This window comes from Roseivirga sp. E12 (genome assembly GCF_017592825.1).
Lineage (GTDB): Bacteria > Bacteroidota > Bacteroidia > Cytophagales > Cyclobacteriaceae > Roseivirga.
The window spans coordinates 467,161-493,529 of the sequence record NZ_JAGFMD010000001.1; the positions used below are offsets into that span (position 1 = coordinate 467,161).

Annotated in this window: 24 protein-coding genes; 11 read left to right on the plus strand and 13 right to left on the minus strand. The window is 41.4% G+C overall.

The genetic code is table 11. The features are described 5' to 3' along the window. Positions 1 to 2: 2 nt before the first annotated feature. Entirely contained in the window at positions 3 to 1,064 is a 1,062-nt protein-coding gene (locus J4E76_RS02020; RefSeq protein WP_208500878.1) for a bestrophin family protein, read from the minus strand. A gap of 73 nt (positions 1,065 to 1,137) precedes the next feature. On the opposite strand from J4E76_RS02020, the gene J4E76_RS02025 reads away from it, so the two are divergent. Beyond that, positions 1,138 to 2,043, plus strand: coding sequence for a hydroxypyruvate isomerase family protein (locus tag J4E76_RS02025; protein ID WP_208500879.1), 906 nt, complete (start codon positions 1,138 to 1,140; stop codon positions 2,041 to 2,043). Here the strand turns inward: J4E76_RS02025 and J4E76_RS02030 are convergent, their stop codons facing one another. From J4E76_RS02030 to J4E76_RS02050, 5 genes are all read right to left on the minus strand, one after another. Continuing rightward, positions 2,044 to 3,906, minus strand: coding sequence for a cation:proton antiporter (locus J4E76_RS02030; protein ID WP_208500880.1), 1,863 nt, complete (start codon positions 3,904 to 3,906; stop codon positions 2,044 to 2,046). It abuts the gene before it with no gap. A 60-nt stretch (positions 3,907 to 3,966) separates the two neighbouring features. Beyond that, positions 3,967 to 4,653, minus strand: a complete 687-nt coding sequence (locus J4E76_RS02035) for an SGNH/GDSL hydrolase family protein (protein WP_208500881.1) — start codon at positions 4,651 to 4,653, stop codon at positions 3,967 to 3,969. Positions 4,654 to 4,739: 86 nt separating this feature from the next. Beyond that, positions 4,740 to 5,105, minus strand: coding sequence for a hypothetical protein (locus J4E76_RS02040; protein WP_208500882.1), 366 nt, complete (start codon positions 5,103 to 5,105; stop codon positions 4,740 to 4,742). 233 nt (positions 5,106 to 5,338) lie between these two features. Then, positions 5,339 to 6,346 carry a dienelactone hydrolase family protein gene (locus tag J4E76_RS02045; RefSeq protein ID WP_208500883.1) on the minus strand — a complete coding sequence of 336 codons (1,008 nt, stop codon included), beginning with the start codon at positions 6,344 to 6,346 and terminating at the stop codon, positions 5,339 to 5,341. A gap of 89 nt (positions 6,347 to 6,435) precedes the next feature. Continuing rightward, complete coding sequence (locus J4E76_RS02050) at positions 6,436 to 7,557, minus strand: AraC family transcriptional regulator (RefSeq protein ID WP_208500884.1); 1,122 nt, start codon at positions 7,555 to 7,557, stop codon at positions 6,436 to 6,438. 111 nt (positions 7,558 to 7,668) lie between these two features. Here J4E76_RS02050 and J4E76_RS02055 point away from each other — a divergent pair, with 111 nt between their 5' ends. The 3 genes from J4E76_RS02055 to J4E76_RS02065 all read left to right on the plus strand — a co-directional run bounded on the left by J4E76_RS02055 (position 7,669) and on the right by J4E76_RS02065 (position 11,108). After that, the gene (locus tag J4E76_RS02055; RefSeq protein ID WP_208500886.1) at positions 7,669 to 8,025 is read left to right on the plus strand and encodes a DoxX family protein; all 357 of its coding nucleotides are present in this window, start codon (positions 7,669 to 7,671) and stop codon (positions 8,023 to 8,025) included. 118 nt (positions 8,026 to 8,143) lie between these two features. After that, a complete protein-coding gene (locus J4E76_RS02060; protein ID WP_208500888.1) occupies positions 8,144 to 8,794 on the plus strand; it encodes a hypothetical protein in 651 nt (216 codons plus the stop codon). Positions 8,795 to 8,897: 103 nt separating this feature from the next. After that, positions 8,898 to 11,108 (plus strand): DUF5916 domain-containing protein, encoded by a 2,211-nt coding sequence (locus J4E76_RS02065; RefSeq protein WP_208500889.1) that lies wholly within the window; start codon positions 8,898 to 8,900, stop codon positions 11,106 to 11,108. A 255-nt stretch (positions 11,109 to 11,363) separates the two neighbouring features. Here the strand turns inward: J4E76_RS02065 and J4E76_RS02070 are convergent, their stop codons facing one another. The 5 genes from J4E76_RS02070 to J4E76_RS02090 all read right to left on the minus strand — a co-directional run bounded on the left by J4E76_RS02070 (position 11,364) and on the right by J4E76_RS02090 (position 18,247). Next, a complete protein-coding gene (locus J4E76_RS02070; RefSeq protein ID WP_208500890.1) occupies positions 11,364 to 11,870 on the minus strand; it encodes a hypothetical protein in 507 nt (168 codons plus the stop codon). Positions 11,871 to 11,902: 32 nt separating this feature from the next. Beyond that, the gene (locus J4E76_RS02075; RefSeq protein WP_208500891.1) at positions 11,903 to 15,178 is read right to left on the minus strand and encodes a S41 family peptidase; all 3,276 of its coding nucleotides are present in this window, start codon (positions 15,176 to 15,178) and stop codon (positions 11,903 to 11,905) included. Positions 15,179 to 15,286: 108 nt separating this feature from the next. After that, positions 15,287 to 16,381 carry a carboxylate-amine ligase gene (locus J4E76_RS02080; protein WP_208500892.1) on the minus strand — a complete coding sequence of 365 codons (1,095 nt, stop codon included), beginning with the start codon at positions 16,379 to 16,381 and terminating at the stop codon, positions 15,287 to 15,289. Positions 16,382 to 16,468: 87 nt separating this feature from the next. Then, complete coding sequence (locus J4E76_RS02085; protein WP_208500893.1) at positions 16,469 to 17,422, minus strand: GNAT family N-acetyltransferase; 954 nt, start codon at positions 17,420 to 17,422, stop codon at positions 16,469 to 16,471. Between the two features lie 15 nt (positions 17,423 to 17,437). Further along, entirely contained in the window at positions 17,438 to 18,247 is an 810-nt protein-coding gene (locus J4E76_RS02090; protein ID WP_208500894.1) for a 1-acyl-sn-glycerol-3-phosphate acyltransferase, read from the minus strand. A 332-nt stretch (positions 18,248 to 18,579) separates the two neighbouring features. On the opposite strand from J4E76_RS02090, the gene J4E76_RS02095 reads away from it, so the two are divergent. From J4E76_RS02095 to J4E76_RS02125, 7 genes are all read left to right on the plus strand, one after another. Beyond that, positions 18,580 to 18,951: a cupin domain-containing protein gene (locus tag J4E76_RS02095; RefSeq protein ID WP_208500896.1), complete on the plus strand. Its 372-nt coding sequence runs from the start codon at positions 18,580 to 18,582 to the stop codon at positions 18,949 to 18,951. Between the two features lie 101 nt (positions 18,952 to 19,052). Beyond that, positions 19,053 to 19,325 carry a MoaD/ThiS family protein gene (locus J4E76_RS02100; RefSeq protein ID WP_208500898.1) on the plus strand — a complete coding sequence of 91 codons (273 nt, stop codon included), beginning with the start codon at positions 19,053 to 19,055 and terminating at the stop codon, positions 19,323 to 19,325. An 83-nt stretch (positions 19,326 to 19,408) separates the two neighbouring features. After that, the gene (locus tag J4E76_RS02105; protein WP_236017259.1) at positions 19,409 to 20,500 is read left to right on the plus strand and encodes a sialidase family protein; all 1,092 of its coding nucleotides are present in this window, start codon (positions 19,409 to 19,411) and stop codon (positions 20,498 to 20,500) included. Positions 20,501 to 20,571: 71 nt separating this feature from the next. Continuing rightward, positions 20,572 to 20,700, plus strand: coding sequence for a 30S ribosomal protein THX (locus J4E76_RS02110; protein WP_208500900.1), 129 nt, complete (start codon positions 20,572 to 20,574; stop codon positions 20,698 to 20,700). Between the two features lie 99 nt (positions 20,701 to 20,799). Further along, complete coding sequence (locus J4E76_RS02115) at positions 20,800 to 21,300, plus strand: antitoxin Xre/MbcA/ParS toxin-binding domain-containing protein (protein WP_208500901.1); 501 nt, start codon at positions 20,800 to 20,802, stop codon at positions 21,298 to 21,300. Further along, positions 21,300 to 21,755 (plus strand): RES family NAD+ phosphorylase, encoded by a 456-nt coding sequence (locus J4E76_RS02120; RefSeq protein ID WP_208500903.1) that lies wholly within the window; start codon positions 21,300 to 21,302, stop codon positions 21,753 to 21,755. The genes J4E76_RS02115 and J4E76_RS02120 overlap by 1 nt, the downstream gene beginning before the upstream one ends. 120 nt (positions 21,756 to 21,875) lie before the next feature. Next, positions 21,876 to 23,255 carry a GH1 family beta-glucosidase gene (locus J4E76_RS02125; protein WP_208500905.1) on the plus strand — a complete coding sequence of 460 codons (1,380 nt, stop codon included), beginning with the start codon at positions 21,876 to 21,878 and terminating at the stop codon, positions 23,253 to 23,255. Between the two features lie 5 nt (positions 23,256 to 23,260). On the opposite strand, the gene J4E76_RS02130 is transcribed toward J4E76_RS02125, so the two are convergent. Both J4E76_RS02130 and J4E76_RS02135 read right to left on the minus strand, forming a co-directional pair. Next, positions 23,261 to 25,900, minus strand: a complete 2,640-nt coding sequence (locus tag J4E76_RS02130; RefSeq protein ID WP_208500907.1) for an ABC transporter permease — start codon at positions 25,898 to 25,900, stop codon at positions 23,261 to 23,263. Further along, a complete protein-coding gene (locus J4E76_RS02135; RefSeq protein WP_208500908.1) occupies positions 25,900 to 26,244 on the minus strand; it encodes a PadR family transcriptional regulator in 345 nt (114 codons plus the stop codon). The genes J4E76_RS02130 and J4E76_RS02135 overlap by 1 nt, the downstream gene beginning before the upstream one ends. Positions 26,245 to 26,369 lie beyond the last annotated feature (125 nt).

Sequence of the window (26,369 nt, forward strand, 5' to 3'; positions counted from 1 at the left end):
GATTACATCTGAATATCGTATACAGCAGGGTATGGCTCTGGTATTTCATCGGCCTCTTCGTCAATCATCTCTCGCATATCGATTTCTATTCCACGAGCCATTGTAGTAATCGGTACATCATTGGCCGAACCTTCAAAAGGATTTTCACCAGCTGTGCCTATGCGTTGCATGGTATTAAATATCCATGATACAAGTGCAGAGAATGGCACGGCAAGCCAAACAAAATACTCACCCAGCCCATGACCATTTTGGATCAGCTTAACACCAATTTCCGAAAACTCAGGAACGACACCAAGGGGTAATAAGAAGATGAACAGGTTGACAAAGTCATAGGTGAGTGTTGCATACTGGCGCGGGTAGGGGAAGTTCTTTATTCTTTCTGATTTACCTTGAAGGGTAAAGAACTCTTTTAGTACACCTTCCAATTCTAAAAAAGAAAATTCCCAAATTAGCCCTGCATCTTTGAGTTCTCGAATGTGTTTTGACTGAAGGGTAAGAACTGCATTGGCTTTGTTCTTTTTTGACATTACATAGGCTAAGTCGTCTTTAGAAAGTAAGCGACCCAGTTCTTCTTCCAAGGGAACATTGAGCTCTGGTAAGTTTAGCATTTCGGTCCATTCTTTATGAGACTTTGACTTTGATATGGTTTCCCATGGCTTACCCTGTCTTAGTGCATATCGTAGGCAACTCATCCATGCTATCTGTCTATGAATCAATATTGTACGCTCTTTTTTGAGCGAGTCATTAGTCCTTGGTTCTACGGCATGCTCGTTGTTAACCATATCTCTTACCATCATTGCCCAAGTCCTGCAATTGTTGACAATACCACCCCAAATCATTCTAGCCTCCCATATTCGGCCATAAGCTGCATTATTTTGGAAGCCAATCAAAAAGGCTACCGCTGTACCAACGAGCGCAATCGGGGTCCATGGTAGTTGCATCCACTGGAGTCCTAATAGTTCATAAAGAATGGTAATGACAAATGCGAAAAACAAGAAGAAACGTGTTTCACGTTTTGTCCAACGCATCATGTCGCGCTTCGAATATTTCTTTTTGGTGTACATGTTGAAGGGTTTGTCTTTCTAAATATAACTAGCTCTTGATATTTTGTATATTGATTGCCATCAAATCCAATTTATGAAACGAAGAGATTTTATTGCTTCAAGCACTTTTGCCACAGCGGGGTTGACCTTTGGTGTCAATAGCTGGTTTAATTCGAATCAGAATGAATCATTCAAATTGAACTATGCACCGCATTTCGGGATGTTCAAGAATTCAGCTCCTGACGGTTTTCTCAATGAATTAGATTTCATGGCTGAGCAAGGATTTAAATCGCTAGAAGATAATGACATGAAGAAGCGATCTTTAGAAGATCAAAAGGCGATTGCTGGCAGAATGGAGAGGCACGGAATGGCCATGGGGGTCTTTGTAGCACACACCATTTATTGGAATGAGCCTAACCTAGCCAGTGGTAGAAGTCAATGGAGAGCCGAGTTTTTGAAGGAGATAAAAGAGTCTGTCGAAGTAGCTAAACGTGTCAATGCCAAATGGATGACTGTTGTGCCGGGCCATCTGGATTTAAGGAAGGACATGGGCTATCAAACTGCCAATGTCATAGAGACCCTAAAGCAGGCGTGTGATATACTGGAAGCCCATAATCTGGTAATGGTTTTGGAACCTCTCAACCCGAGAAATCATCCCGGCTTGTTTTTGACGAAAGCCTCTCAGGCCTATGAGATATGTAAGGCTGTGGACAGCCCATCATGCAAAATTTTATATGATATCTATCACCAACAGATTACTGAAGGAAACTTGATCCCAAACATTGAATCATCTTGGGACGAGATCGCTTACTTTCAAATAGGAGATAATCCGGGTAGAAAGGAGCCTACTACAGGTGAAATAAACTATCCGAACGTCTTCAAATACATTTATGAAAAAGGGTATCGTGATATTTTAGGTATGGAACATGGTAACTCTTTAAAAGGGATCGAAGGGGAGAAAGCTGTTATCGAGGCATATAGAAAATGTGATAGTTTCTAGCTAGGCTTCCATGATGGACCTAAATTCTGCGAGAGCAGCGCTAGTTCCAATCACTGTCATTACATCACCGATGAGTAAATGAGTATTTCCGTGAGGAATAAATACTTCACCACCTCTTCGTAGAATTACTAGAGACCCTGATGGAGGGAAGGCAATATCTCTAACAAGCTTTCTATCAATCGAAGGCTTAGTCACCAAAACTTCTTCAACTCGATACACATCGAAACTAGTTGACAAGGAGTCTACAGCATTCGGTCTCATCACGATATCCTCGATATGATTGGCGATCAGTTCATCATGGTCAACAAGCTTTATCTTACTTTCAGGGCTTAACATTTCATGGTCGGCCGATTGCTTTCTAGTAATAATCTTGCTGTGGCCCAAGGCACCGTGAATGTGATGTGTCAATTCCCTGTTCAAAGTATTCGATTCGGTTAAGATTACTACTAAGTCCCCAGTTCTTATTTCTAATTCATCCAGAACCTTCGTAGTTATTTGCTTTAGTTTCTGGAATGGAAGACTCTTCTTTTCGAATAGAGGCATGACGTCCTCTTTTTGCAAAAGTGTGATAAATGAAAGATTATGCATCTTAAAGCGCTCTGCTAGATATAAGCTCGACTTGCTACCACCTAAAAGAATAATATTATGGAATTCTTCATGATTCTTTTTGCTTAGTGTTCTGTATATGAGAGGAGATATTAGGCTGGTAATGATGGCAGCAGCCACTATTCCCGCATTATCGGCTGTATCAATTACCTCCAATGAAAGGCCGATTTGAGCGGCAGCGATTGTAAGTCCTAACCGTGCAGTTAAAAGTACCCCTCCAGATAAGGCCTTCTTTAGTCCGAAAATACCGACCATAATTAAGGCTGGAATTATCTGAGTTAAGAAAAAGCCTACAATTAAAACGAGTATGAATGGAATAGACTCTTGGAACTGACTTAAAGCCGAAAGGTCAAGGTTTACGCCTACCATTATAAAGAAGATGGGTATGAAGAATCCATAACTCATGCCATCAAGTTTAAAAAGTAGGGCTGAGCGTTCCTTTATTACAAACATGCTTAGCAATGTTCCAGCAAAGAAGGCGCCCATAACTAGTTCTGTACCTATGGCTTGTGCTACGATTACAAATAGAAATAAGAGTGCCATAGTACCCCTTACTTTGATTTGACTAGCCGCATGCTCAAGTCTGTAAAGTAACTTTTGAAAAGTCCTCATTTTAACTAATCGCTTGCCAGCGATATAAGTGATAATGAACACGATGAAGATCACACCAAATAGCAATAATTCGACCTCAAAGCCATTTTTCAAAACACCTGAGTAAATCGAAATAAGAATTATACTCATTACCGTAGCAATGGCACCTTCCATGAGCATTATCTGACCAAACTTCCTTTTCAATTCACCATCCGCTTTCAATATTGGTACAGTAATACTTAAAGCCACAGTGGGCAGCAGCATACTGAAAAACACAATGTCTAAGGGTATAAAAAGGCTAACCAACCACGCAAAAGGAATGGATAGGACCAATGAACCAAAGTAGATGACGATGGAGACAAGAAGGGTATTGGTAGAGAAATCGATCCATTTGATTCTACCTTTCGGGAAGGACGAAATGATTTTGTTGACATTGATCTCTAGACCCGCAAGGAAAATCAGAAGTAGAAAACCGGTTTTTGACAAGAAGGCCATATATGGCGTTTCATTCACTAAGTCAAAAACATAAGGGCCAATGACTACTCCCATAATGATCTCCACAATCACAGCTGGCAGCTTGCCTATTTCTAACCTAGAAAGTGTTAGCGGTACTAACCATGCAATCGCGAAAACAAGAAATAGGGGGTAATAATCGAGTGAATCCATAAATTTTCCTTACTGCCACAAATCAAGCAACGAGTAAATTAATGAATTGTAATGAAAGACCTAGAGGTTTGTCAGTACTTCGATCATTTGATTGAAAGATTCTTCATTTGATATCCATCGCTTGAATTTTCTGTACTTCAATGATGTGAGGTCCGAAGATGGAAAAAGGACTTTTATATGGACTAGCGCCATTAGAAAGCTTCCTGTAACAGAAGGATGGAATTGATCGGGCTGATAAAGGGATAGCTTCTCGAAGTTTTCATGAAAGTGTTTCCAGACTTCACCACCTCTCACAAGCAATACCTTGTTTAATTGAGAAGCATCAGTGTGATTCTTTATCACACCTTCAAAAGTTTGATAGTATTGTACAGAAGGCCAAACCATGAAATAAGCCGGCTTGGCATCGTTTTCTATTGCTAGCTTTGAGATTTTCCCACCATAATCTATAAGTGAGCTTCTTCCATAAGACTGTGAGGATGGACCCTGCTGAAAGATTACATAGTCAAACTTGTTTTTGCTGATCAAGCCTTGGATTAACCCATCATTCCAGTGATCCTCAAGGCCATAATTAGGTAGACATATGCATTGTGAATCGATATGCTCCCCAAGATCTTTTGCGAGCTCTTCAACAATACCCGGTAGATCATTTGAATATGTCAGGCTATTGCCTATAAATAAGACTTTTTGAGCATATGCACTGTTAATTAACCAAAACAGTGATAAAGCAAATGGTAGTAGTTTTCTCATTCTTAAGAAGTTAAACCTCTCAGTAGAGAAAAACCCTTATTGGCTGATTGGGTATAGATTTTGGATTCAAAATGCCTGAAACTTGTTCAGTGCTTCAGCTCTGAGAAAACGACTTCCCCTTTGTACTCAACCTTAGAAATATGATGACTAGTGCCATTACTTAACAAAGACCAATATTCTGGATACTTAACGGTGATTTGATTTCCCAATAGTCGCTTTTTTAGGTCATCAATGTTAAGCCCTTGTTCTAGGCCCCGGTTGATGTAAAACATATCATTGCTTTCTCTGAGCTTAAATACAATATCATTTTCGCCACCCTCATAAATGTTGGAAACAATGCCATTGGCAATTGTCAACTCGTTTTCGGGAAGTGAAGGAACAGGACGGAGTGTCAAGCTTAGGAGAATGATTACCGAAAACCCAGAAATTAAGAGGATCAGAGGCTTCTTCATGTCAGTAAAGATTGATTTGGAAGGATCAATTTGTCTAAAAAGAATCGAATATGCAATTCCGCTTCAAATCGATAACAATCAAGAGAACCGTATATTACTCTCTAGAAACCAGAAAGATGATTCATTCCTTAGTACTCTTTTGTGGTCTATTGATGAGCACTAATCCAATCGCTTATGACTTTGGAGAGCGAAAAGCTAGGAGTTGACTACATCAAATTCTATGAAGTTGGCAATTAGTCAATTCCTAATCTATCTTTCAAAAAGGTCATGCTACGCTGTCTGGCCAAAGTATTTGCTTGTCCGTCTACGCCATTTGTTTTGTTATCAAAACCATGATTGGCATCCTGATAGTTATGGATTGTGGCTACACCGCCACCATTGTTAGAGACTGTCTCTAACATGCAATTAGAATTGCTGGTCAGTGGATCTTCAGACGCCAAGTGGATCATGAAATCGATTGTCGTCTGAAAAATACTAGTTCCATTACATGGATTGCCATAATAGCTGTTGTGAAATGAGCCAGGATAATACATCACCCCAGCGACAAAGCCTCCAGACTCAGGCGTAGGAGCTGGACTTCGAATTTCATTGGTATACAATGTGCCGCTATATGATTGAGACCATTCCCAGTCAACAGGGGTGGCTTGGGTATCGAATAAAGTGCTCTGTACGGCAGTAGCTCCATGGGAGAAGCCCAAAATCGCTACGTTATTGGATTGAACTATAGGCGTTCCGTCTTCTCTAACTAGGCTTCTCAATAACTCTAAGGTGTTGAAAGCGTCATAATTCCTGACAAATGAGGCGCTAATTTGAAACTGAAGCGGTGGGTTCTTCCATTCTCCTTCGTTTTCAACTGTGCCTCTTCTGAAATAACTCCCTGGGAAAGCCGATACTATATTCTCATTGTCGAGCATTGATTTCCATTCATCATTTTGGTTAGAGAGCTCCCATTGCACAATGGTATCATCTACACCATCATTATTGGTATCTGAATCCTGCCAATTACCGCCAGAACCATGCATTACTACTGTGCCAGGTAAGTTGACGGATGATGATGGTATTGAAATAAATATGGGTAGCTGGATATTGTCAATGGCATTGACGAATAGTACTGTGTCCCGAGTAGCATTTGGAATAACAATTTTACCTGTTAAGTCTATTAGGGGTCCGCCACTGTCATCTTCAGTTTTGCAGGAGGCCAGGATAAGAATCATTGCCGTAGCAAGAAAAAATCGATTCATAATAATTCTGTTTTGGAGTCTCAATTTAGCCAATAGGAAATAAAACTCGTAATGACTTTTCTGAGAACGGCAATGCTGAAAAACTCAGATTATGTGCTACTTATTTTCGTCTTTACGAATTCTGTAGGTGTGAGGCCATTCTTGCTTTTAAATGCTCTATTGAATGTGCTCTTACTGTTAAACCCAACTTCATAAGCGAGACCAGCTATTGTTTCCTTGACTAAATAGCCTGATCTAAGTCTATGTTCTGCTTCTTCAATGCGTAGGTCATTGATAAATCGAAAGAAGTTCTTTCGGTACTCTGAATTCAAGAATTGAGAAAGTACATAGGGCTGAACACTCAGCTCATCGGCAAGGTCTTTTAATTTCAATTCTGAGATTGTGTAAACCTTCTCTTCTCGGATAAGCAAATCCAGATCCTTATGTAGCTTCTTCTTTACATCAACAGATAATTCAGAATCCCTGTTTTGATCACCATTATATCCTATTGAGGAATAGATCTCAGGTCTTCTCCATGATTTGACAACTAGTGTCAAGACTATACCGGCAATAAGCAAGAGATATAGGAAATCCGCATTGTTGTTGAATTGATAGTAACCACCAGAAACTATAAGGATTTGCATGGTAAGGACGATTAGTCCGAATAGCCCTGTGACAAGGGTAAGCTGTTTAACCCATATGAGGCTTATTCTGGTAGTCGAAGAAAAGTAATTTCCTAAACTGTCTTCAAAGTGCAGTACCTCCTTTCTAGCAAAACCTATATAGGCGAAAAGATGGATGATCTGTATGGATATGAAGATAATGAAGCCAGCTTTTAATGCAGAAGTTATTTCCATAGTCATGAGGTTATCTCTGAAAATGAAACCTATTATGCTAATCAATGCGACTATCAATCCGGTAGCGTAATGCTTCATGAGCAAAGACCTGCTTACCGATTTTCCCATCATTTCACGAACATGAAAGAGGATAGAGGGACCAATCCAAAAAGCCAATCCATGTGAAAGAAATAGAAGGAAAATGAAATAATCCCTAAGTGGCTGAGTGTATGAGCCTCTCATCATAATCCGAAGTGATAGGATGACCATTAGTAAGCCTAAAAATCGGTTTGCCTTTTTATGACCTCTTTTATGAGTGAATAATAAGACCGACCAGAACAGCCCTAGACAGGCTATGAAGAGTAAAATGGTCTGTTTAAATATTTCTGAATCCATGGGTAAGTTCAATGCTAACTATCAAGGCTCATAATTGTGTGTCACTTTATAAGTTGCACCAGATGTAATATCCAAAATCATAAGATTTAACCAAACTCAAAAAGAAGTCTTATGAATAAACCGAAAGTAAAAAGAGTGTTTTCCTGGGTATTGCAAGTTCTATTGTCGCTGGAGTTTATCCTAGCAGGTCAGGCAAAGTTTACCAATCCAGAAGCATGGCAAAAGCAGTTTGATAGATGGTCCTATCCAGATGGGACCTATTACATCGTTGGAGGTTTGGAGGTGATTCTCGCCATTCTTCTGTTATTTCCAAAGTACGCTTATAAGGCGGCATTGGGAATGGCGGTGATCATGTTGGGAGCTTCTATAACACATATCATTCATGGTGAGAGCAGAACCACAGTCACCATGATTCTAATGGTATTGTTGATTACGTTAAGCTATCTTAGAAAGCCAGAGCTCAAATAGGCTAAAACTAGAATGCCGATCATTATTGCGATCGGCTTTCTTGGTCAGAATGAAAATTAGGTTGTCCTAATAATTGATTATATTAGGAAAGACCTTTTTAAACTAAACCCTTTTCTTTTTGCGAAGCTGGCTGATCGCATTCTCCATTATTCTTATTAATACGGTGGATACCGTTGATTCTTCGGCCTGGAACCTCAGTAAGGAGGATGACGGTATTTCAGTTTACACAAAGACTGATTCCAAAAGTGGATTGAAAGTTTTCAGAGGGGTGACTAAAGTAGAAACATCCTTAAGCAATTTGGTTGCTCTGATGAAAAGTATTGAAGATGGCCCAAATTGGATTTACAATTGCACTGAGGCAAAAGTGTTGAGCGCAGATAACTTTTGGGAGGAATACATCTACTTTAGAAATCATGTCCGGTGGCCTTTTCGAGATAGAGACGCTGTTGTACATATGAAACTCGATCAAGACCCTCTGACAGGGATATTGACGATATCAATGAAAGGTGTTCCTGACTATATTCCTGAGACTAAAAAGGTGGTTAGAATGCCAGTAATGGAAGGGTATTGGCAGTTGGCTCCAGTAGGCGATCATGTGATCGTGACCTACCAAATGATGAGTGACCCCGGTAAGGGTATCCCAGACTTCCTTATCCGAATCAGTTTGATAGATTATCCTTTTGAGACGCTCTCGAAGCTAAGGGATCGAGTTAATTTGCCTAAATATCAGAACCTTACCTTCCCAGAACTATCTCTTCCCAAGGAGTGAATTTATAAGCCCGCATACTTTCAATTTTGGCTTCGAATCCAGAAAGGCTTTCCACTGATGTAAATCTTGGTTTTAGAAAGAAAAGATGACTTAGTTTTGCAGCATGCGGAAGCGGATATTTGGGGTGCTCATCTTACTGGTGAGCGTTTTCACCTATGGTCAGGATATAGAGATTAAGAGAGTTAATGAAAAGATCATTATTGATGGTCAGATCGATGAAATCTGGTCATACGCTGACTCCGCTTATGATTTCCAACAGTTTTTTCCAATGGACACTTCGCTGGCTTATGCTCAGTCAGTTGCAAAGGTGCTATATGACGATCAGTTTATCTATGTGCTGGGAGTCATGCAAAACCCAGATGGTGACAGGGGCTATATAACACCATCTCTTAGACGTGACTTTTTTGGAGATGCCAATGATTCCTTTTCTTTTCTGATTGATGCATTTCAAGACAATACGAATGCCTTCATTTTCGGTATTAACCCTTTTGGCGTTAGAAGAGAAGGCCTTATTTCAAATGGTGGAAGTGGCCGGAGTGGATTCAGTCTAGACTGGGACAATAAATGGAGGGGTGAGGCAAGGCAAGAGGACGGTTATTGGGTAGCCGAAATGGCCATCCCTTTAAAAACGCTCCGTTTTGCCGAAGGGCAGACAAAATGGAATGTAAACTTCTATCGTGTTGACAGTGAGTATGCTGAACGATCTACATGGTCTCCCATTTCAAGAAATTTCTCAATCATTAACCTTGCAACCATGAGGAAAATGAACTGGGATAAACCGACTGAAAAGCCCGGTTCTAATATCTCATTTATACCTTATGTAGCGTCTGGAATAAGCAAGAACTTTCAGTCTGGAAATCCTTCTCAAACGAATTTTGATGCTGGCTTTGATCTTAAGTATGCCGTAACTCCTGGTCTAAACCTTGACGTTACTGTTAACCCTGATTTCTCACAGGTCGAGGTGGATCGGCAAGTGACGAACCTTGACCGTTTTGAGATCTTCTTTCCCGAACGAAGGCAGTTCTTTTTAGAAAATGCTGACTTGTTTGCGAACTATGGAAACCAAGGCACACGTCCATTTTTCTCTCGAAGAATTGGAGTAGCAAGGGATGAGACTACAGGACAGAATATTCAAAACCCAATACCGGCTGGAGTCAGACTGAGTGGTAAGGTCAATGATAACTTACGACTAGGCTTCCTTTCGATGCAAGCTGGAAGGGAAGGAGATGCGGCTTTGCCTTCTTACAATTATTCTGTGCTCTCTCTTCAACAGAAGGTATTCGCACGATCAAATGTTTCCTTTTTACTAGTCAATAAGCAGACTTTTGATGATCCGGGATCATTTGATCCAAACCTTTACACGGAATGGAATAGGACTGTGGGTGTGGACTATAACCATGCTTCTGCCGATAATGTATGGAACGGCAAAGTGTTTTATCACCAGTCAATTGATGAGATCCAACCGGATGATGCTTATGCCATGGGTCTTGAAGTGAACTATGGTGTGCCGAAGTGGTCTTGGAGGCTTTTTACCCAAAGAGTTGGTGCTAACTACAATCCTGAAGTGGGCTTTGTCAGGAGGAGAGATGTCCAACAATTAGCGAATACAGTGCGCTATTCATTCTTTCCTGAGAAAGGTGGCATTCAGCGTCATGGGCCGGGCTTTGATTTTGATATGGTCTGGAATGATGAGTTTGGCTTTTTGGACTGGGATATGAATATTCTCTATGATATTAACTGGAGGAGTTCGGCACGTTTTAGTGCACGCTTAAGAAGGCAATATACCTTTCTATTTAACGGCTTTGATCCAAGTGGGTCGGGTGGCTTGGCGCTGCCAAGTGGCACCGGGTATCATAATAATTTGATTATTGCCAGTTACAATTCTGATCAGCGAAAACTTGTGAATTTTAGAGTAAGTACCCGTTCTGGTGATTATTTCAATGGAACACGAATCAACCTGGAAGGAAGCTTGAATATTCGTTATCAACCACTCGGCTTTACAAGTATCAACTTTGCTTATAATAGAATTAGATTGCCTGACCCTTATAGTGATGCCAATCTATTCTTAATAGGACCGAGGTTCGACTTCACATTCACTAAGAAACTCTTTTGGACCACCTTTGTGCAGTACAATACTCAAATCGAGAACCTGAATATCAATTCAAGACTTCAGTGGCGATTTGCACCTGTATCAGACTTCTTTCTGGTATATACCGACAACTACTTGGCTACTAATGACGAAGGTTTTATCAATATTGGTTCCTCTAAGTCTAGGGCCCTTGTATTCAAACTTACCTACTGGCTGAACTTCTAAGAGGTACTAAATCAAATAGTTTAGTCATCCCGAAGGAGGGTTCCTATCTATATAGAAAGTCCGGTTCAGCGTTAAGGGTAAAGATTCTTCGTTACACCTGTCTGCCGCCAGGCAGGCTCAGAATGACGAACGCGAAGTTCGCTTTAGAATAACCCTTTCATTTGGTCATCCCGACATAGGAGGGATCTTCTGCACGTGGAAAGTCCGATTCAGTGTTAATGGTAAAGATTCTTCGTGCCTCAGAATGACAGCCGATTATTTATCAGCGACTAAACTTTCCCAAACATAAATCTTTGCAGTTTGATGATTACAGGTAATTATGAATTGCTCTGGAAGCATGTGCATAGTGATTTGTCCATGATAAGAGGTGGATGCAAACCCTACAGTAAACGGGTCAGTGTATACCGGGTCCTTAACTTTCCTTCTACTTATTAGGTCATATTCATTGGTTTCATAGTTGTACCTATGCAACTTATTCCCTCTGCCGGTTATGTAAAGGACTTTGCTATCTGATTTATCCACAAAAGAATCATAAAGATATGCCCAGCCTTTTGCTTTAAATTCTCCTAGTACTTCCCAACTCTTTGTATCCAATATTTGGATGGTGCTATTTCTGCCTCCAAACTCAATGGCGGCTATTTTCCCATCCCTAGAGACAAAGAGATTTCGAGGTTCTTGATAGTCATTCACACTCACCTCACCTAAAAGCTTATAGCCTTCGGGAATTGATTGAGCAATCACATTAATGCTTTGTAGTAGCATTAATGTGATTATGTACTTAATTGTCTTCAATTCTAATTCCCTTTCTTGGCTGGCGTAGGGTAAGGTGGTGGTGTGATCTTGGCTTTTGGTGTATTACCCAATTGCCTTAAGACCTCTTGTACGGCTCGCTCTAATTGCGGATCCCCGCCATTGGATAAAGACCTCGCGTCTTGCCTTACCTCAATATCAGCGGGTACACCTTCGTTTTCTGCCACAAACACATTGTTGATAGGGTCAAAGACAGCATTATCAGGAGCGGTCATTGAACCGCCATCAATAAATCGATAGTGTGTCGAGGATTTTACCAGTCCACCCCAAGTTCTTGCACCAATCAATGCTCCGGCTTGCTGCTGACGGAAAACCCATGGGAAGAAGTCTCCTCCAGAACCTGCCAATTCATTGATCAAAAGGACTTTTGGTCCTAAGATTCCAGCTGGTAACCTCATCGCTTGACCATTAGGGACTTCATTGGTTAGTCCTGCTCTAACAGTTCGAGTCATTAAGTCGACCATATAATCATCAAGGAGGCCACCGCCATTAAAGCGTTCATCTATAACAGCACCTTCCTTATTTTGCTGCGCGAAGAAGTATCTGTTGAAGTTTACAAAGCCTGGTCCGCCAGTATTTGGCACCCAGATGTAGCCCAGCCTACCGTTTGATAGCTCATCTACTCTTCGTCTATTGTCTTCCACCCAAGCCCTTTGTCGTAAGGCATTCTCGCTTCGAATAGGCTCAACGACTTCTCTCCAAGCCCCTTCAAATTCAGGCTTGTCGTTAATATGCAAGACAGTCTGCTCGCCCATAGTACCATCCAGTAATTCAAATGGATCTTGACCCGAAGTGAGCTCTTGGCCATTCACACCAACCAAATAATTGCCTTCAGTCACTTTGATACCCGGTCTGTCCAAAGGACTTGTCAAACCTGGGTTCCAACTCTCAGTGGTGTAAATGCGATCGATACGCCACCTGTTTTTGTTGATTGAAAGGTCTGCACCGAGCATACCCATCGTAGAGCGGTCAATTGAAGGGTAATTACCTCCGCCAACAAAGCTATGTCCTACAGAAAGCTCTCCATTCATCATATCAAAGATATAGTTGAGGTCGGCTCTGTGCTTAACATATGGAATCAATGGTGCATAGCGATCGTATACAGCATTCCAGTCTCTGCCATGCATATTTGGGTCATAGAAATAATCTCTTTCATATCTCCATGCTTCCTCGAACATTTGATTCCACTCTTCGGAACGATCCAATTTCATTTTAAGACTTACTCTCACAGGCTTTCCACCTTTTCCACTTGGTCCAGCTGTTCCAGACACTGCCCAACGCCCATTTACACGAGCCAACATTTTCTTTCCATCTGCTGATAAGGTGAATGTTCCTACTCCTGTCAAGTACTCCTTCGCTTTGCGGTCTTTTAAAGTAAATTTGTGAAGTGTCTGGCTAAATGATCCAGGTTTTCTCTCAGCTATGAACGCAGAGCCTGCTGGTCCAGGAGCAGTGGTAGTATAGTTTCCAGAAGGTAGGGGAAGGGCGATTGTTCTTCTATCAATGCCCTCGAAGTCTATCTTGATTCCAGTATCTTCTTTAGCTTCCTCTTTCTTTTCTTCTTTGCCTTTCTCTTCCTTCTTATCTTCTTTTTTAGGCTTTTCTGCTTTTACTTCTTCTTCGTCACTACGTGGAATGAAGGGTGAGTCAACACCTTCTTGTAAAACGATTACGTAAGGTGAATAACTAGGAGAGGCTGTAATTGAACTGGTATTGGCCCATCCCGAGCCCAAAGCCACATTTGTACTAGCTAAGAAGTAGAAGTGTTTCTTGTCATTGTCCCAAGATGGAGCAAAAGCATCCGCAAAGTCGTTGGTCAATTGACTTGTGGTGTTCGTCTGACTGTCCCAAACCATTACCTTTCTAAACATATTTTCTCCTGCTTTGGTGTAAGCCAATTTCTTGGAATCTGGAGCCCAAGCTAGACCTGAGCGACCTCTTTCTAAGTTTGTACCACCAACACCAATCGTTTGAAGGTTCCCGTTTTCCATGTCCATTACACGGATTCTGACATCATCATCCACAAAGGCGATGTGCTTGCCATCTGGAGACCATTTAGGTTCCCATCCTAATTTAGACTCTCCAATACTGAAACTGGTAGGTTCTGATAGTCCATCTTGATCGGCTAGATATAGTCTGTAACCTTTTCCATCCATATCAGAAAACCATGCGATTTTATCGCCCTTTGGCGACCAAATTGGTCTCCTGTCAGCAGCTCCAGAACTTTGGGTGATATTACGGGCATCCCCAAATTCAGTCGGCACAGTAAATATCTCTCCTCGAGCTTCCATTACTACACGTTTACCCGTGGCAGATAGTGCCACGGCAGTGGCTCTATTCGATACTGTTTCCCATTTGGTTTCAGCCCATGGGAAGTCTCCAACAACATTAATGTTTAATTGAGTGGTATTGCCATTGGACGGATCGACAGTATGTAAATAGCCGTTCTGTTCAATGATTAATTGTCCATTCGCTCCTTTATTTAGGGACTTTACATCCGTTCCGGTGAATCTGGTGACCTGGTTTAGTGCTTTAGACCTTACATCATAAGACCAGACATTCATATTCCAATCACGATCAGATAGGAAGTAGACCTTATTGCCAATCCATAAGGGTTGGATGTCAGTGGTTCTCTCTTCATTCGGAATGAGTGTTTCGCTCTGATCTCTTAGGTTCAGAATGATTAAAGGAGTGTTTTGACCGCCTCTGTAAGCTCTCCACTCTACATCCCAGCGACTCATTTTATCCACAGCCATTTGCCTTGCATTGGCCGAAAACGATCCGTCAAAGCCCCATTGATGACTTAGCATGGTAGATGGCCCACCTGCTACTGGAACCGTCCAAAGACGGTTGTAACCAGAAGGAGCCGTTTCTCTAGAGGAAGCATAAAGAATACGCTTACCATCTGGTGTCCAACCTCTAACTATTGCAGCTGAAGGTTGCCAGGTGAGACGTTTAGGGGTGCCACCTTCTTTCGAGACAATATAGACTGCCGTGTTGCCTGAGCGATTGGATGAGAAGGCTATCCAGTTGCCATCAGGAGAAAATTGAGGCTCGCTTTCAATAGCGGGTGTACTGGTAATTCTTTTTAGGTTTTGACCATTGAGGTCTGTAATCCAGATGTCACCTCCATAGGTAAAGGCAATATTTGAATCGCTCATTGTAGGCTGTCGCAATAAGCGTGTGCCTTGGGCAAAAACATTAGTTGAAAAAAGGCATAGTACGACCAGAATGGTCAGGGTTGAGGATATTCTCTTCATGATTGATGTTTGGTTGATAAGTTAAATTGACCAAACTCAATGTAGGGAATAATGCGGGGAATTGGAACAGCTCTGATGCTTAAGGTAAACCGAAAGCGGTCTGGGTCACTAAATACCTAAAACGGTTTGCTCTGTTATGTAGTCAACTACATCCTTAACATCTCCGGATTTTTCAAAGACCTGCAATTGACGATCGGCACCTGTACCATTTTTTAGAATTTTAAACACGCTCTCAACTTCTTCTCTTGAGTCAAGGTCGTCAATAACGTCATCCACAAAATCCACAAACTCGCTAACTAACTCGTGCATTGGTACTTCTGCTTCTCTTCCAAAGTCTATCAACTTGCCGTCAATTCCATACCTGGATGCTCTCCATTTGTTTTCCGTTATCAGCGAGCGTTTATAACTCATGTAGTTCATATTGCTTTGACGAAGCTTCACCAACTTGGCTACAAGCGCTTGAATTAATGCTGCTATGGTAATGGTTTCGTCAATGGTCAATGGAATATCACAAATTCGGATCTCTATCGTAGGGAACTTAGGATGAATACGACAGTCCCACCAGATTTTAGTCGCCTCATCGATACAACCCGTCTTGATAAGGAGGTTTACATAGTCGTTATATTCCGAAACACTCTCAAAGTAATCGGGAATACCCGTTCTTGGAAACTTGTCAAATACTTTGGGTCTGAACGACTTGAAACCAGTATTTCTCCCTTCCCAAAATGGTGAGTTAGTGGACAGGGCATAGATATGTGGCAAAAAATAACGGATAGAATTGGCCACATGAAGCCTCATGGTTTCATCTTCTATTCCCACGTGCACATGCAAGCCGAAGATTAGATTGGCTCTGGCGGTATCTTGAAGTTCCCTGATCAACATCTGATAGCGCTCCTTTGGCGTGATGGGCTGATCTTTCCAATGGGAGAAGGGATGTGAGCCTGCAGCTCCAATTTTATAACCCAGTCCAGTAGCGATATCAGAGATGCTCTTTCTAAGAAAAGTAATCTGTCTGCGGGCGTCTTTAATATCAGTGCAGACCTTGGTACCAACTTCGACCATGGCTTCATGCATTTCTGGTGTAGCCTGACCCGCAATAACCTTCTGTGCTTCTGTTACTATTTTCTGGTCATGCGAAACGAGTGCTCTCGTCTCTGGATCTATGACCATGTACTCTTCTTCTATACCTAAGGTGAAGTCCATCGAATTCAATTAATTTGAGTATAACAGACCTAAGATAAAAAGGAATATCATTAATCAAACAATGGAATACTTCGGTTTTACGCCTGACTAGGGTTTTATATAACCTGAACAATGGCGATCTATTACCGATTGATGAATGTCGGGGATAGTCACCATAAGACCCGTTTCCTCAACACCACCAAAATCAGGATTAAACGCAGTGCCAAAAGACATCATGGTTGAAGAGAGGTTCATGTAGATGTTAATCAATGGAGGAATCCATTCACCTCTTTCTTTCAAAAGCTTTTGCAGTACTTTGAAACCATCTTCAAATGAGACATCTGCATCGAAATTGGCTTTGAACAACTCATCAGAATAACTGGAAAGAAGCTCTTCTTTAGGTGCTGATAGCTTGTCTCTGTCCGGGAAGTAGTTGGCCATAAAAGCAAGGAGAATATCTCTTGCTTCCTTATTATATGACGTGTACATAGTTACTTTTCCGAAGAAGTAGTTCATTTCTCCTTCGTAATTGACAATCAGTGCACCAAGACCATCCCAAATATTGGCCAAAGCAAAAAGACCTTTACGTGGATTGACCGAAGGCTGGTAATTAGGCTGGACCCACGACCGACCCAATTCAATAGAGTAGGGAAGGTATTCCTTCTTCATTTGCTCTGAGAAATCGAAGTAATGGGCAGTAGATAGATCGAAGTCTCCCGTCTCTGGGTTGTAAGCCCTGTCTCCTGTAATAAAGCGATAGCCACCAATGATTTCTTTGTCTTCAGGACTCCAAACAATCAATTGCTCATAACACCTGTCTGTTGTGTCATACTCGTCAATATCAATTTCATGCCCAGTGCCGCCTCCCGCACCTCTAAAAGAAATCTCTCTCAGCCTACCGATCTCACGCATCGTATGTGGTGAGTTATGATGGTTTACAATGTATATCTCATTGCCTCCTTTGTTGGTGTTTCTGACAAAACGGTCGTTTCTCAATTCGTCTTCTATCAGTTCTCTTTCAACTGCAGGAATAATAGGCTTAAGGTCTTTGCTTTGCTTCATTTATTTTATTTAAGCTTACGCAAGCTTGTATACTTCTTCTTTTACCCATTGGGCCCATTCCTTGTCGGTTTTTGACTCATCGAAAGTCGATGCCGGTATAGGTTGACCAATAGTAATCTTCATTTTAGTATTGTGTTGCTTGTAAAACTCATCAGCCAAATAGAACATCTCGATATTTACTTTGATGCCCAGTGCCTTCCTAAGGTTGGCCAATCTATAAAACCGATTGGTGAGCTTTCCTTCAATATACACTGGAACTATTGGCTTTTTATATTTTATCGCTTTGACCACAAAGGTTTTCTTCCATTCTAAGTCTTTAACTACCCCTTTTGTTCTTCTGCTGACGAGACCGGCAGGGAAGATAAATGTAGCATAGTCAGAGCCAAACTGCTCATCAACTTTTTGTAAGGATTCTGCCTTGTTTTTTCCTACCTTATTTACACCTATGAAACTGTCTTTCAGATTGTTGAGGCTCAGCAAGAAGTCGTTGACAATAAACTTAATGTCGGGCCTGATTTCCTTAAGTGACGTGATAATGGCCAGTGCATCAAAACCGCCTAGGGGATGATTGGCAGCAAAGATGATTCCTTCTGGAGGACGAGGTACGTTGTCGAGTCCGTGAATATCCAGCGTTACATTAAATTTCTCCATGACCGCCTTGCTAAACTCATAAGAGTTTGCCTCAGTATGTGCTGCCATAAATTCATTAATATCATCTTGGTGAATGATCCGCTCGACATAGCGAACAACGAACCCTGGTAGCCATTTCAATAGCTTTGGATTCTTGCCGTGAATTAGTTTTCGTACATCTACGAATTTCTCCATTAAGGTTAATTAGTGCAGCCGAATAAATGGCAATTATAAGGGCAAATCTTCCAGAAATCAAACCTGAATTGACAAAGCCCTTGAGGTGAATCAGTTAGCCACTTTCCGGTCAATGAAAATAGTTTTTATTCGGCAAAAACGGAAGATCTAAAATAGTCAATCTCTTTTGATGAATAATTCTAGTGATAGTGAAGCGCTTGATCAAAGTCAAATGACTCCAGTACTGTATGCAAAAAAGATCATCAAGACTGAATTTTTACCAGTGACAAGAATTAATACACCTTTGATCATTCTATCCGAAAACTGCTTACAGGTTTTTATAATTTCGCCTTATGGACCTTTCAAAGAAAACTATACTTCAAAAGTTTGAGCAATTTCAAGAACAATGGAAACCCCATATCATTGGAGAACTCAATGGTCAGCAGGTTAAACTGGCTAAGCTTCAGGGGGCTTTCGTTTGGCACAGTCATGAGCATGAAGACGAATATTTTCAAGTTTTTAAAGGCAAACTGTTTATGGAATTTCGCGATAGAACCGAAGTTTTAGAAGCAGGAGATATGATCATTGTGCCGAAAGGTGTTGAACACAATCCATTTACTAGAGCAGATGAAGAGGTATGGGTTCTGCTTTTTGAGCCAGCCTCGACAAAGCACACCGGTGAGGTAGTTCACGAACGCACGCATAATGATCAAAAATGGATTTAGCCGAACCAGTGGCATTGACGAGCAACAACCCAACGGACTAATAATCGTTTGAAACATCAATTTTGATTTTATAAATTCAATGGATTTGTTCGATTAATAATATGGCAGTAGTAAAGTTCACCAGCAATCTCAAGAGATTCTATCCTGATTTGTCACCCCTTGAAGTAAGTGGTAAGACGGTATCCGAGATTTTGAATGAAATTGAAACGAGGTATACTGGCTTAAAGGATTACATCGTAGATGAGAATGGGACTTTACGGAAACACGTTAATATCTTCATTGGCAATGAGATGGTGAAGGATAGAGAGGGGTTGAAGGATGAATTGGATGAGAGAGATGAAGTTTATGTGATGCAGGCCCTGTCAGGAGGTTAATGTCCCTTATTTAGGGCAATGATCGTCAATGGTTGAGTATACTTTTTAAGCAATAGATTTTTTAATCTTTATCATACTATATCATGGCTCAGAATCATCTTTTGATTGGTACCAGAAAGGGGCTAATCACTTACAAACAATCTAGTTTAGGTAAATGGGAGTATGAGCATACCTCGTTTATAGGAATTCCCGTCACTATAGCAACTATAGATGAAGTCACTGGTACTTGGTGGGCATTGCTCGACCATGGTCACTGGGGCTGCAAACTCCATAGATCCAAAAATGGTAAAGACTGGGAAGAGCTTGAAGCACCAAAGTATCCTGATGGTGAGGAGATCAAAGATGGCATTCCTGCTTCTACAAAACTGCTTTGGGCATTCTCTAATGGAGGTGCTGATAGACCTGGAACAGTCTACGTGGGTACAGAACCAGGTGGCTTATTCAAGAGTACCGATAATGGAGACTCATTTGAATTAGTTAGGGCCTTGTGGGATCACCCAAGCCGTAAAGAACAATGGTTTGGTGGGGGAAGAGATCATCCCGGCTTACATTCAGTCTTAGTAGATCCAAATGACTCGGATCACCTTTATATAGGTATTAGTTGTGCTGGCGTTTTCGAATCGAATGATGGAGGAGACAGTTGGCATGTAATGAATAAAGGCCTTAGGGCTGATTATTTACCAGACCCGTCTTCAGAGTATGGGCAAGACCCACACTTGGTAGATTGGTGCAAAGCGAATCCTCAGGTAATGTGGCAACAAAATCACTGCGGCATATTTAGAACAGTAGATGGGGGCAAAAACTGGTCAGATATCACGGAAAAAGATGGGATTGCCAACTTCGGATTTGCGATAGCAGCACATGATACTAACCCTGATGTGGCCTGGGTGGTACCGGGTGTAAGTGACGTTATGAGAGTGGCTATCGATCAGTCGCTGTGCGTAAGCCGCACTGACGATGGGGGTAAAACATGGCAGCATTTCAGAGAAGGCCTTCCGCAAGGTTCGGCATTTGATATTACCTATAGACATGCATTAGGCTTAAAAGGAGAGACTTTGGCCTTTGGAACTACGACCGGTAACCTCTATTTATCAGATAATGGCGGTGAACGTTGGGAGACGCTCAGTAATAATCTACCAATGATTCACAGCGTAGAATTTGTGCAGGCTGATTAATGGTTGATTATCAATGACTTGAATTGTTCTGCTTCAATTAGTATCTTTCATTACACGAATAATCAAAATTTATGGGTAAAGGAGATATTAAAACCAAAAAGGGAAAAATCAGTATGGGTACATTTGGCGTTAGAAGACCACGTAAGAAAAACGTTAAGGTCGAAGTACCAGCCGCAAAGAAAAAGAAGGCTAAGAAGTAATATTTAGAGACTTTCTCTTTATTCTCAACTCCGTTAAACTTTTTATTCTCGAAACTCGTTTATATATTTGAGTCCCAATTGGGAATAAATGAGTTTCATATGAGACAGTCGGTAGGAGATCTTCAGAATGTTCAGCGCTTCAGTGGCGTGTTTCAAATCAGTGATGATAGTACTGATTTTGGAAGGCACTTTAACATCAAGGGAAAGCGCATGACCGTTGCATTTCATGCATTGGTTAATTATGATGGTATGGAGCCTGTTGAAATTCCAGGGGCATTTTTATCAGCAATTCCTGGTATCACAAATCTACCTGTTACTGATATTGCCAAGATGCTCGATATGAGCAAATCATCCTTTTATCGTGCCAAGGAAGAAGACTTACTTGAGATGGATACGGTCGATAAGATTTCTAGTCTTATGAAGATTTACCGAAAGGGCCTTGAAGCCTTTGAAGGTGATAAAGATGATTTCTACGATTGGCTAGACACTCGAATTACTTCTTTAGGAGACAGAAAACCAGCTGAATTGTTAAAGACCGAAACAGGTCGCCTATCCGTACTCAATGCAATTGATAGAATTGAGCAAAACGTTTACGGTTAATGCTCGTCTACAAAATCGACAAGTATAAGTTTAGCAGTTTCTTTCCGCCCAGAGGATCTTTCTATAGTTCAGGCCGATGGAGTAAGCGAGATATGTGGGTGGTGTATACCTCAGAAAACATCGCTTTAGCGAAGCTCGAGACACTAGCTAATACAGGTCAGTTCATTCCGAAAAACAGGGTCTTACGCGTAATTGAAATCAAAGAAGATGCGCCAATAGTGAATATTTCGGAGGAAGACTTGCCTTCGAATTGGTCAGACGTGCCGTACCCTGATCAGCTTGCCAATAGTATAAGAAAGGTGATTGAATCAAAGTCCTATGCAGCAGCGATAGTCCCATCAGTTCAGTCGGTTCGCGAACGTAATTTTCTTCTTTTTCCTGATTTTCCTGACTTCGACAAGTATGTTCGGCAGGTCGAAATCATTGAGGAGTACTTTGATAGAAGGCTTAAATAGCCGGTAATCCATTCTTAATAGGGATTAGGACTACATCAATATTACGACAGCCCATACTTTCTGACATCAATAGATTGATGATATTCTATAGTCTTTTATGTTTGTAACAGAGACGCGAATATGAAACATTTTCCTAAAGACTTTGTATGGGGTTCAGCAACCTCATCCTACCAAATTGAAGGTGCACATGATAAAGATGGCAAAGGTCCATCGATATGGGATGCCTTCTGTACCATTCCTAACAGGGTAAAGAATATGGACAATGGTAATATTGGAATTGACCATTACCATAGGTTCAAGGAAGATGTGGCTTTGATGAAATCGCAAGGCTTTAAAGCTTATCGTTTCTCAATCGCCTGGGCGCGTGTTATGCCTGAAGGCAAAGGGGCGGTTAATGAGAAAGGAATTCAATTCTATTCTGACTTGATTGATGAGCTCTTAGCCAATGATATTCAACCATGGGTTACACTTTATCACTGGGATTTGCCTCTGGCTCTTCAAACAGAAGAAGATGGCTGGTTAAACCCAAAAGTGACAGATTACTTTAAAGAATATGCTGACCTCTGTTTCGAACGCTTTGGCGATCGTGTAAAAAACTGGATCACATTCAATGAACCTTGGGTGATTTCGGTACTGGGATATGGGCACGGTAGCTTTGCACCGGGCAGAAAGTCTAATAGTGAGCCGTATCTGGCTGCACATCACATTCTCGTATCACATGCAAAAGCTGTTGATCTATATCGCAGTAAGTATGCTTCACAAGAAGGAGTAATTGGGATTACCAACAACTGCGATTGGAGAGAGCCACTGACAGATAGCCAAGAAGATAAAGAGGCCGCTGAGCGCGCCTTACAGTTCTTTTTAGCTTGGTTTGCGGATCCAGTCTATTTTGGAGACTATCCACAGGTAATGAAGGAAAGACTAGGAGATAGGCTTCCAAAATTCACTAAAGAAGAGTCTGAAATGCTAAAGGACTCATCCGATTTCTTTGGGCTGAATCATTACACAACAATGTATGCCGCTAATGATGTATCCAGTTCACAGAATGACATTAAGGGTAATGGAGGAATTTCTGAAGACCAGGGAGTAAGTCTCACGCTTGATCCTGATTGGACACTCACTGCGATGGATTGGGCGGTTGTGCCATGGGGCTGTAGAAACTTGCTTCAGTGGATCAACGCTCGCTATGATAAGCCACCAATCTATATTACAGAGAATGGTTTTGCCTGCGATGATGAAATGATTGATGGCGCTGTTGATGATTCATCAACGCGACTCTCATATTATAAAGGATACTTGACGGGTTGTCATGAAGCCATTGAAAGTGGCGTTGACCTGAAAGGCTATTTTGCCTGGAGCATGTTCGATAACTTTGAATGGGCCCATGGCTACGGATCGCGATTCGGCATTAACTATGTGGACTATCAAACACTTGAACGAACACCAAAAGCTTCTGCCTTATGGTTTGCCCAAGTGTTTGATAAAAACGGATTTGAATAACAGACTTATTCTGTCCGAAGGTTTTTGATTGGGTTGGACTTGGCCGCTGTGAAAGTTTGATAGGCCACAGTTAAGAAAGCTATTCCTAAAGCCATTATTCCTGTAAGGGCGAAAATCCACCATGACAGGCTTATCTTATAAGCAAAACCTTGTAGCCAGTCCTTCATAAGATAAGCCGCTATAGGTGCTGCAATGATAAACGAGAGGGCTACTAATTGTAGAAAATCCTTCGAGAATAATCTGATTATGCTTGAGATTGAGGCACCTAACACTTTTCTAATTCCAATTTCTTTAATCCGCTGTTCAGTCGAAAACATGGCTAAGCCTAGAAGCCCAAGACATGAAATCATAATTGCTAGAATGGCAAATATGTTGGAAAGACTGCTGACGACTTTTTCATTTTTGTATAGTTCGGCATACTCTAAGTCCATGAATTGATAATCGAGAGGGTAGTTGGGGTTAATAATGGACGAGACTTCTTCCAGGCTTTTCAAGGCAGTTTCCGTTTGACCGGGAAGGGTTTTTACCATAATGATTCCAAAGTTTAAATCTTCTTTGACATCTACAATCAGGGGTTTGATGGGCTCATGAAGTGAATGGGTATGGTAGTCTTTTAACACACCAATAATCCGTCCTTGCTTTGACCAGGCAGAAATTCTCTTACCTAATGGTTCGTCAAGGTTCATCAATCTTAGGGCTGTTTCATTGATCATAAAAGCAGCGGTGTCAGTAGGTATTGTCTTATCGAAGCCTCTGCCGTCCACAATCTCTAGGCCCATCATTTCAAGGAAGTCAAAGCCAACTGAAGTTGGCTTGAAGCTCATTTGACGTCCTTCTTCCATTCCTTCCCAGGCAAAGGGTCCGGCAATCTCAAAAGCCATATCATGTGGCGCTTCGCTGCTCCGGTCTACCATTGCTATGCCTGGTTTAGTCGAAAGGCGTTCCTTAAACAGGTGGTACTTACTTACCAAATCACCTTCAACGCGAACATAGATCACGTTTTCTTTTTCATAACCCAAATTCGTGTTTTGTATGTAGTCAGTCTGGCGCGAAACGACCAAAGTTGCAATCAGGAGCAGGATAGACAAGCTGAATTGAAATATCGCCAAACCTTTTCTGAAAAATTTTGCCGACTTAGTGAACCTTGCGAGGCCTTTCAATACTTTGGCGGGCTGCAATGAGGATAAGAAGATTGCTGGATAGGCACCTGATAAAAAACCTGTTAAGACAATAATTCCGATCAAGTATAAACCATATGTTAGGTCGCCTATAGGCAAAAGCATTTCTTTCCCTGTAAAGTTGTTAAAGGCGGGTAAGGCTACACTGACCAAAACAAGTGAGATTATCATGGCAATGGTGGTCAACATTACGGATTCGCCCAGAAACTGCCAGATGAGATATTTTTTAGAGGAACCAATCACCTTTCGTACACCGACTTCCTTTGCCCTTTTGAGTGAACGGCTAGTGGCTAGGTTGGTGAAATTAATACAGGCTATGATGAGGACGAATATGGCAACACCACTAAAGATTCTTACATACTCGATTCGACCCGTTGTGGGCTTTCCATTTTCGAATTTAGAGACAAGGTATTGGTCTCCATAAGGCTGTAATCCTAATTCTAAGTTTTCGTAAGCGGGATTGTTACGAGAGTCATCGAATGCTCGAAGCTTTTGCTCAACTAATTTAGGGTCAGCATTTTCATGCAATTGTATGAATGTAGGGGCTTTGTTATCGGACATGACAATAGGCAGGCGTTCGGCATCTTCCCAACTGATTAGGTAATCGAACTGAAGGGAACTATTGGCTTGTGTGTTCTTAAAAACACCAGTGATTTTCATATCCAGCGTGTTCTCATAGCGGATTGTTTTGCCCACAGCGTCTTGAGGGTTCTCAAAGAAAATGGATGCCATGTATTCTGAAATAACAAGTGTTTTGGCATTGGTTAGAGGGTTCTCTTTGTCGCCATATAGGATTGGATAAGAGAACATCTTAAAGAAGTCATTTCCAGTAATTGCTCCTTCAAGTCGATGTTTTACATCTCCAATCTGGAAGGTGTTAGGGTATCCCCATGGAAGCTCATAACCTGTGATATAGGTAGCTATGTGCTTTATTTCAGGAATTACTTTGGGTAACTCTTCAGCTAGCCAAACATCTCTATTACTAAAGAGCTCCCATTCTTTAATATCATAATCTCCGAAGACCTCACCATTAATTTCTGAGGTCAAATAAAGCGCGTATAAGTCCTTCTGGTGTTCATGGAAATTGTCAACAGACTTCTCATCATCTACCCATAGATTAATCAACAGGAAGGCACTTATCCCTAAGACTAAACCCATCACGTTGATGAATGAAAAAGCTTTGTTGCGGACGATGTTTCTGGTTGCTGTAATGAAATAGTGCTTGATCATGATGGCAAAATGTGTTTTTGAATGTTTTGACTTGCTTCGACTGAGTGCTGTCGACTTTAAATAAATCATGACTTCCAGAGCATATCTTAAGTTGGCAGGTTTCGAACCTTTCTTAACTGCCATATAATGATAGCGTTCATGTAAGTCTCCAAGAACTTCTTCATGTAGGTCTGAAGGACACAACATTTCAATAAGCTTGTCTAGCCACTTTGGAGGGTGGTAGTGAGGATTGCTCATTAATGATTAAGGTTTAATGAGGGTAGGGTGCCAGGCTCAATTTTGCCCCATAGATTGTCACGAATCGACTTTACAGAATGAAGCATACGACTACCAAGGGTTGTGACGGTAAAGAGGCGCTTTCTTCGGCCACCGCGTTCCTTAGTGGCTTCTCCCATACTTGAATCCAAATAGCCCTTCCTTTCCAAGCGCTGTAGCGCAGAATGAACAGCACCTGTGGTTACTATCTTATCCATCTGTTTTTCAAGTTCCTCGGCTACTGCTACGCTATAAGCAGAGGGGGTCAGGACGGCCACGGTGAGTAGAACGAGTTCTTCAAATTCACCTAAATCACTTCTTCGCATAGATTTAATGATTGTTTTTGTTATTACATCTATTTCGGTATAACAAATACTTTACCAAAGTAGAAAAGTGTATTTAGAATTGACTAGAGGGCTATTTAAGATTTACGAGAAACATCAAATCGTTC

What these genes read in the sequence shown, in the direction of transcription:
- J4E76_RS02020 (WP_208500878.1), bottom strand. Translation starts at nt 1,064, where the DNA reads ATGTACACCAAAAAGAAATATTCGAAGCGCGACATGATGCGTTGGACA.
- J4E76_RS02025 (WP_208500879.1), top strand. Translation starts at nt 1,138, where the DNA reads ATGAAACGAAGAGATTTTATTGCTTCAAGCACTTTTGCCACAGCGGGG.
- J4E76_RS02030 (WP_208500880.1), bottom strand. Translation starts at nt 3,906, where the DNA reads ATGGATTCACTCGATTATTACCCCCTATTTCTTGTTTTCGCGATTGCA.
- J4E76_RS02035 (WP_208500881.1), bottom strand. Translation starts at nt 4,653, where the DNA reads ATGAGAAAACTACTACCATTTGCTTTATCACTGTTTTGGTTAATTAAC.
- J4E76_RS02040 (WP_208500882.1), bottom strand. Translation starts at nt 5,105, where the DNA reads ATGAAGAAGCCTCTGATCCTCTTAATTTCTGGGTTTTCGGTAATCATT.
- J4E76_RS02045 (WP_208500883.1), bottom strand. Translation starts at nt 6,346, where the DNA reads ATGAATCGATTTTTTCTTGCTACGGCAATGATTCTTATCCTGGCCTCC.
- J4E76_RS02050 (WP_208500884.1), bottom strand. Translation starts at nt 7,557, where the DNA reads ATGGATTCAGAAATATTTAAACAGACCATTTTACTCTTCATAGCCTGT.
- J4E76_RS02055 (WP_208500886.1), top strand. Translation starts at nt 7,669, where the DNA reads ATGAATAAACCGAAAGTAAAAAGAGTGTTTTCCTGGGTATTGCAAGTT.
- J4E76_RS02065 (WP_208500889.1), top strand. Translation starts at nt 8,898, where the DNA reads ATGCGGAAGCGGATATTTGGGGTGCTCATCTTACTGGTGAGCGTTTTC.
- J4E76_RS02070 (WP_208500890.1), bottom strand. Translation starts at nt 11,870, where the DNA reads ATGCTACTACAAAGCATTAATGTGATTGCTCAATCAATTCCCGAAGGC.
- J4E76_RS02075 (WP_208500891.1), bottom strand. Translation starts at nt 15,178, where the DNA reads ATGAAGAGAATATCCTCAACCCTGACCATTCTGGTCGTACTATGCCTT.
- J4E76_RS02080 (WP_208500892.1), bottom strand. Translation starts at nt 16,381, where the DNA reads ATGGACTTCACCTTAGGTATAGAAGAAGAGTACATGGTCATAGATCCA.
- J4E76_RS02085 (WP_208500893.1), bottom strand. Translation starts at nt 17,422, where the DNA reads ATGAAGCAAAGCAAAGACCTTAAGCCTATTATTCCTGCAGTTGAAAGA.
- J4E76_RS02090 (WP_208500894.1), bottom strand. Translation starts at nt 18,247, where the DNA reads ATGGAGAAATTCGTAGATGTACGAAAACTAATTCACGGCAAGAATCCA.
- J4E76_RS02095 (WP_208500896.1), top strand. Translation starts at nt 18,580, where the DNA reads ATGGACCTTTCAAAGAAAACTATACTTCAAAAGTTTGAGCAATTTCAA.
- J4E76_RS02100 (WP_208500898.1), top strand. Translation starts at nt 19,053, where the DNA reads ATGGCAGTAGTAAAGTTCACCAGCAATCTCAAGAGATTCTATCCTGAT.
- J4E76_RS02105 (WP_236017259.1), top strand. Translation starts at nt 19,409, where the DNA reads ATGGCTCAGAATCATCTTTTGATTGGTACCAGAAAGGGGCTAATCACT.
- J4E76_RS02110 (WP_208500900.1), top strand. Translation starts at nt 20,572, where the DNA reads ATGGGTAAAGGAGATATTAAAACCAAAAAGGGAAAAATCAGTATGGGT.
- J4E76_RS02115 (WP_208500901.1), top strand. Translation starts at nt 20,800, where the DNA reads ATGAGACAGTCGGTAGGAGATCTTCAGAATGTTCAGCGCTTCAGTGGC.
- J4E76_RS02120 (WP_208500903.1), top strand. Translation starts at nt 21,300, where the DNA reads ATGCTCGTCTACAAAATCGACAAGTATAAGTTTAGCAGTTTCTTTCCG.
- J4E76_RS02125 (WP_208500905.1), top strand. Translation starts at nt 21,876, where the DNA reads ATGAAACATTTTCCTAAAGACTTTGTATGGGGTTCAGCAACCTCATCC.
- J4E76_RS02130 (WP_208500907.1), bottom strand. Translation starts at nt 25,900, where the DNA reads ATGAGCAATCCTCACTACCACCCTCCAAAGTGGCTAGACAAGCTTATT.
- J4E76_RS02135 (WP_208500908.1), bottom strand. Translation starts at nt 26,244, where the DNA reads ATGCGAAGAAGTGATTTAGGTGAATTTGAAGAACTCGTTCTACTCACC.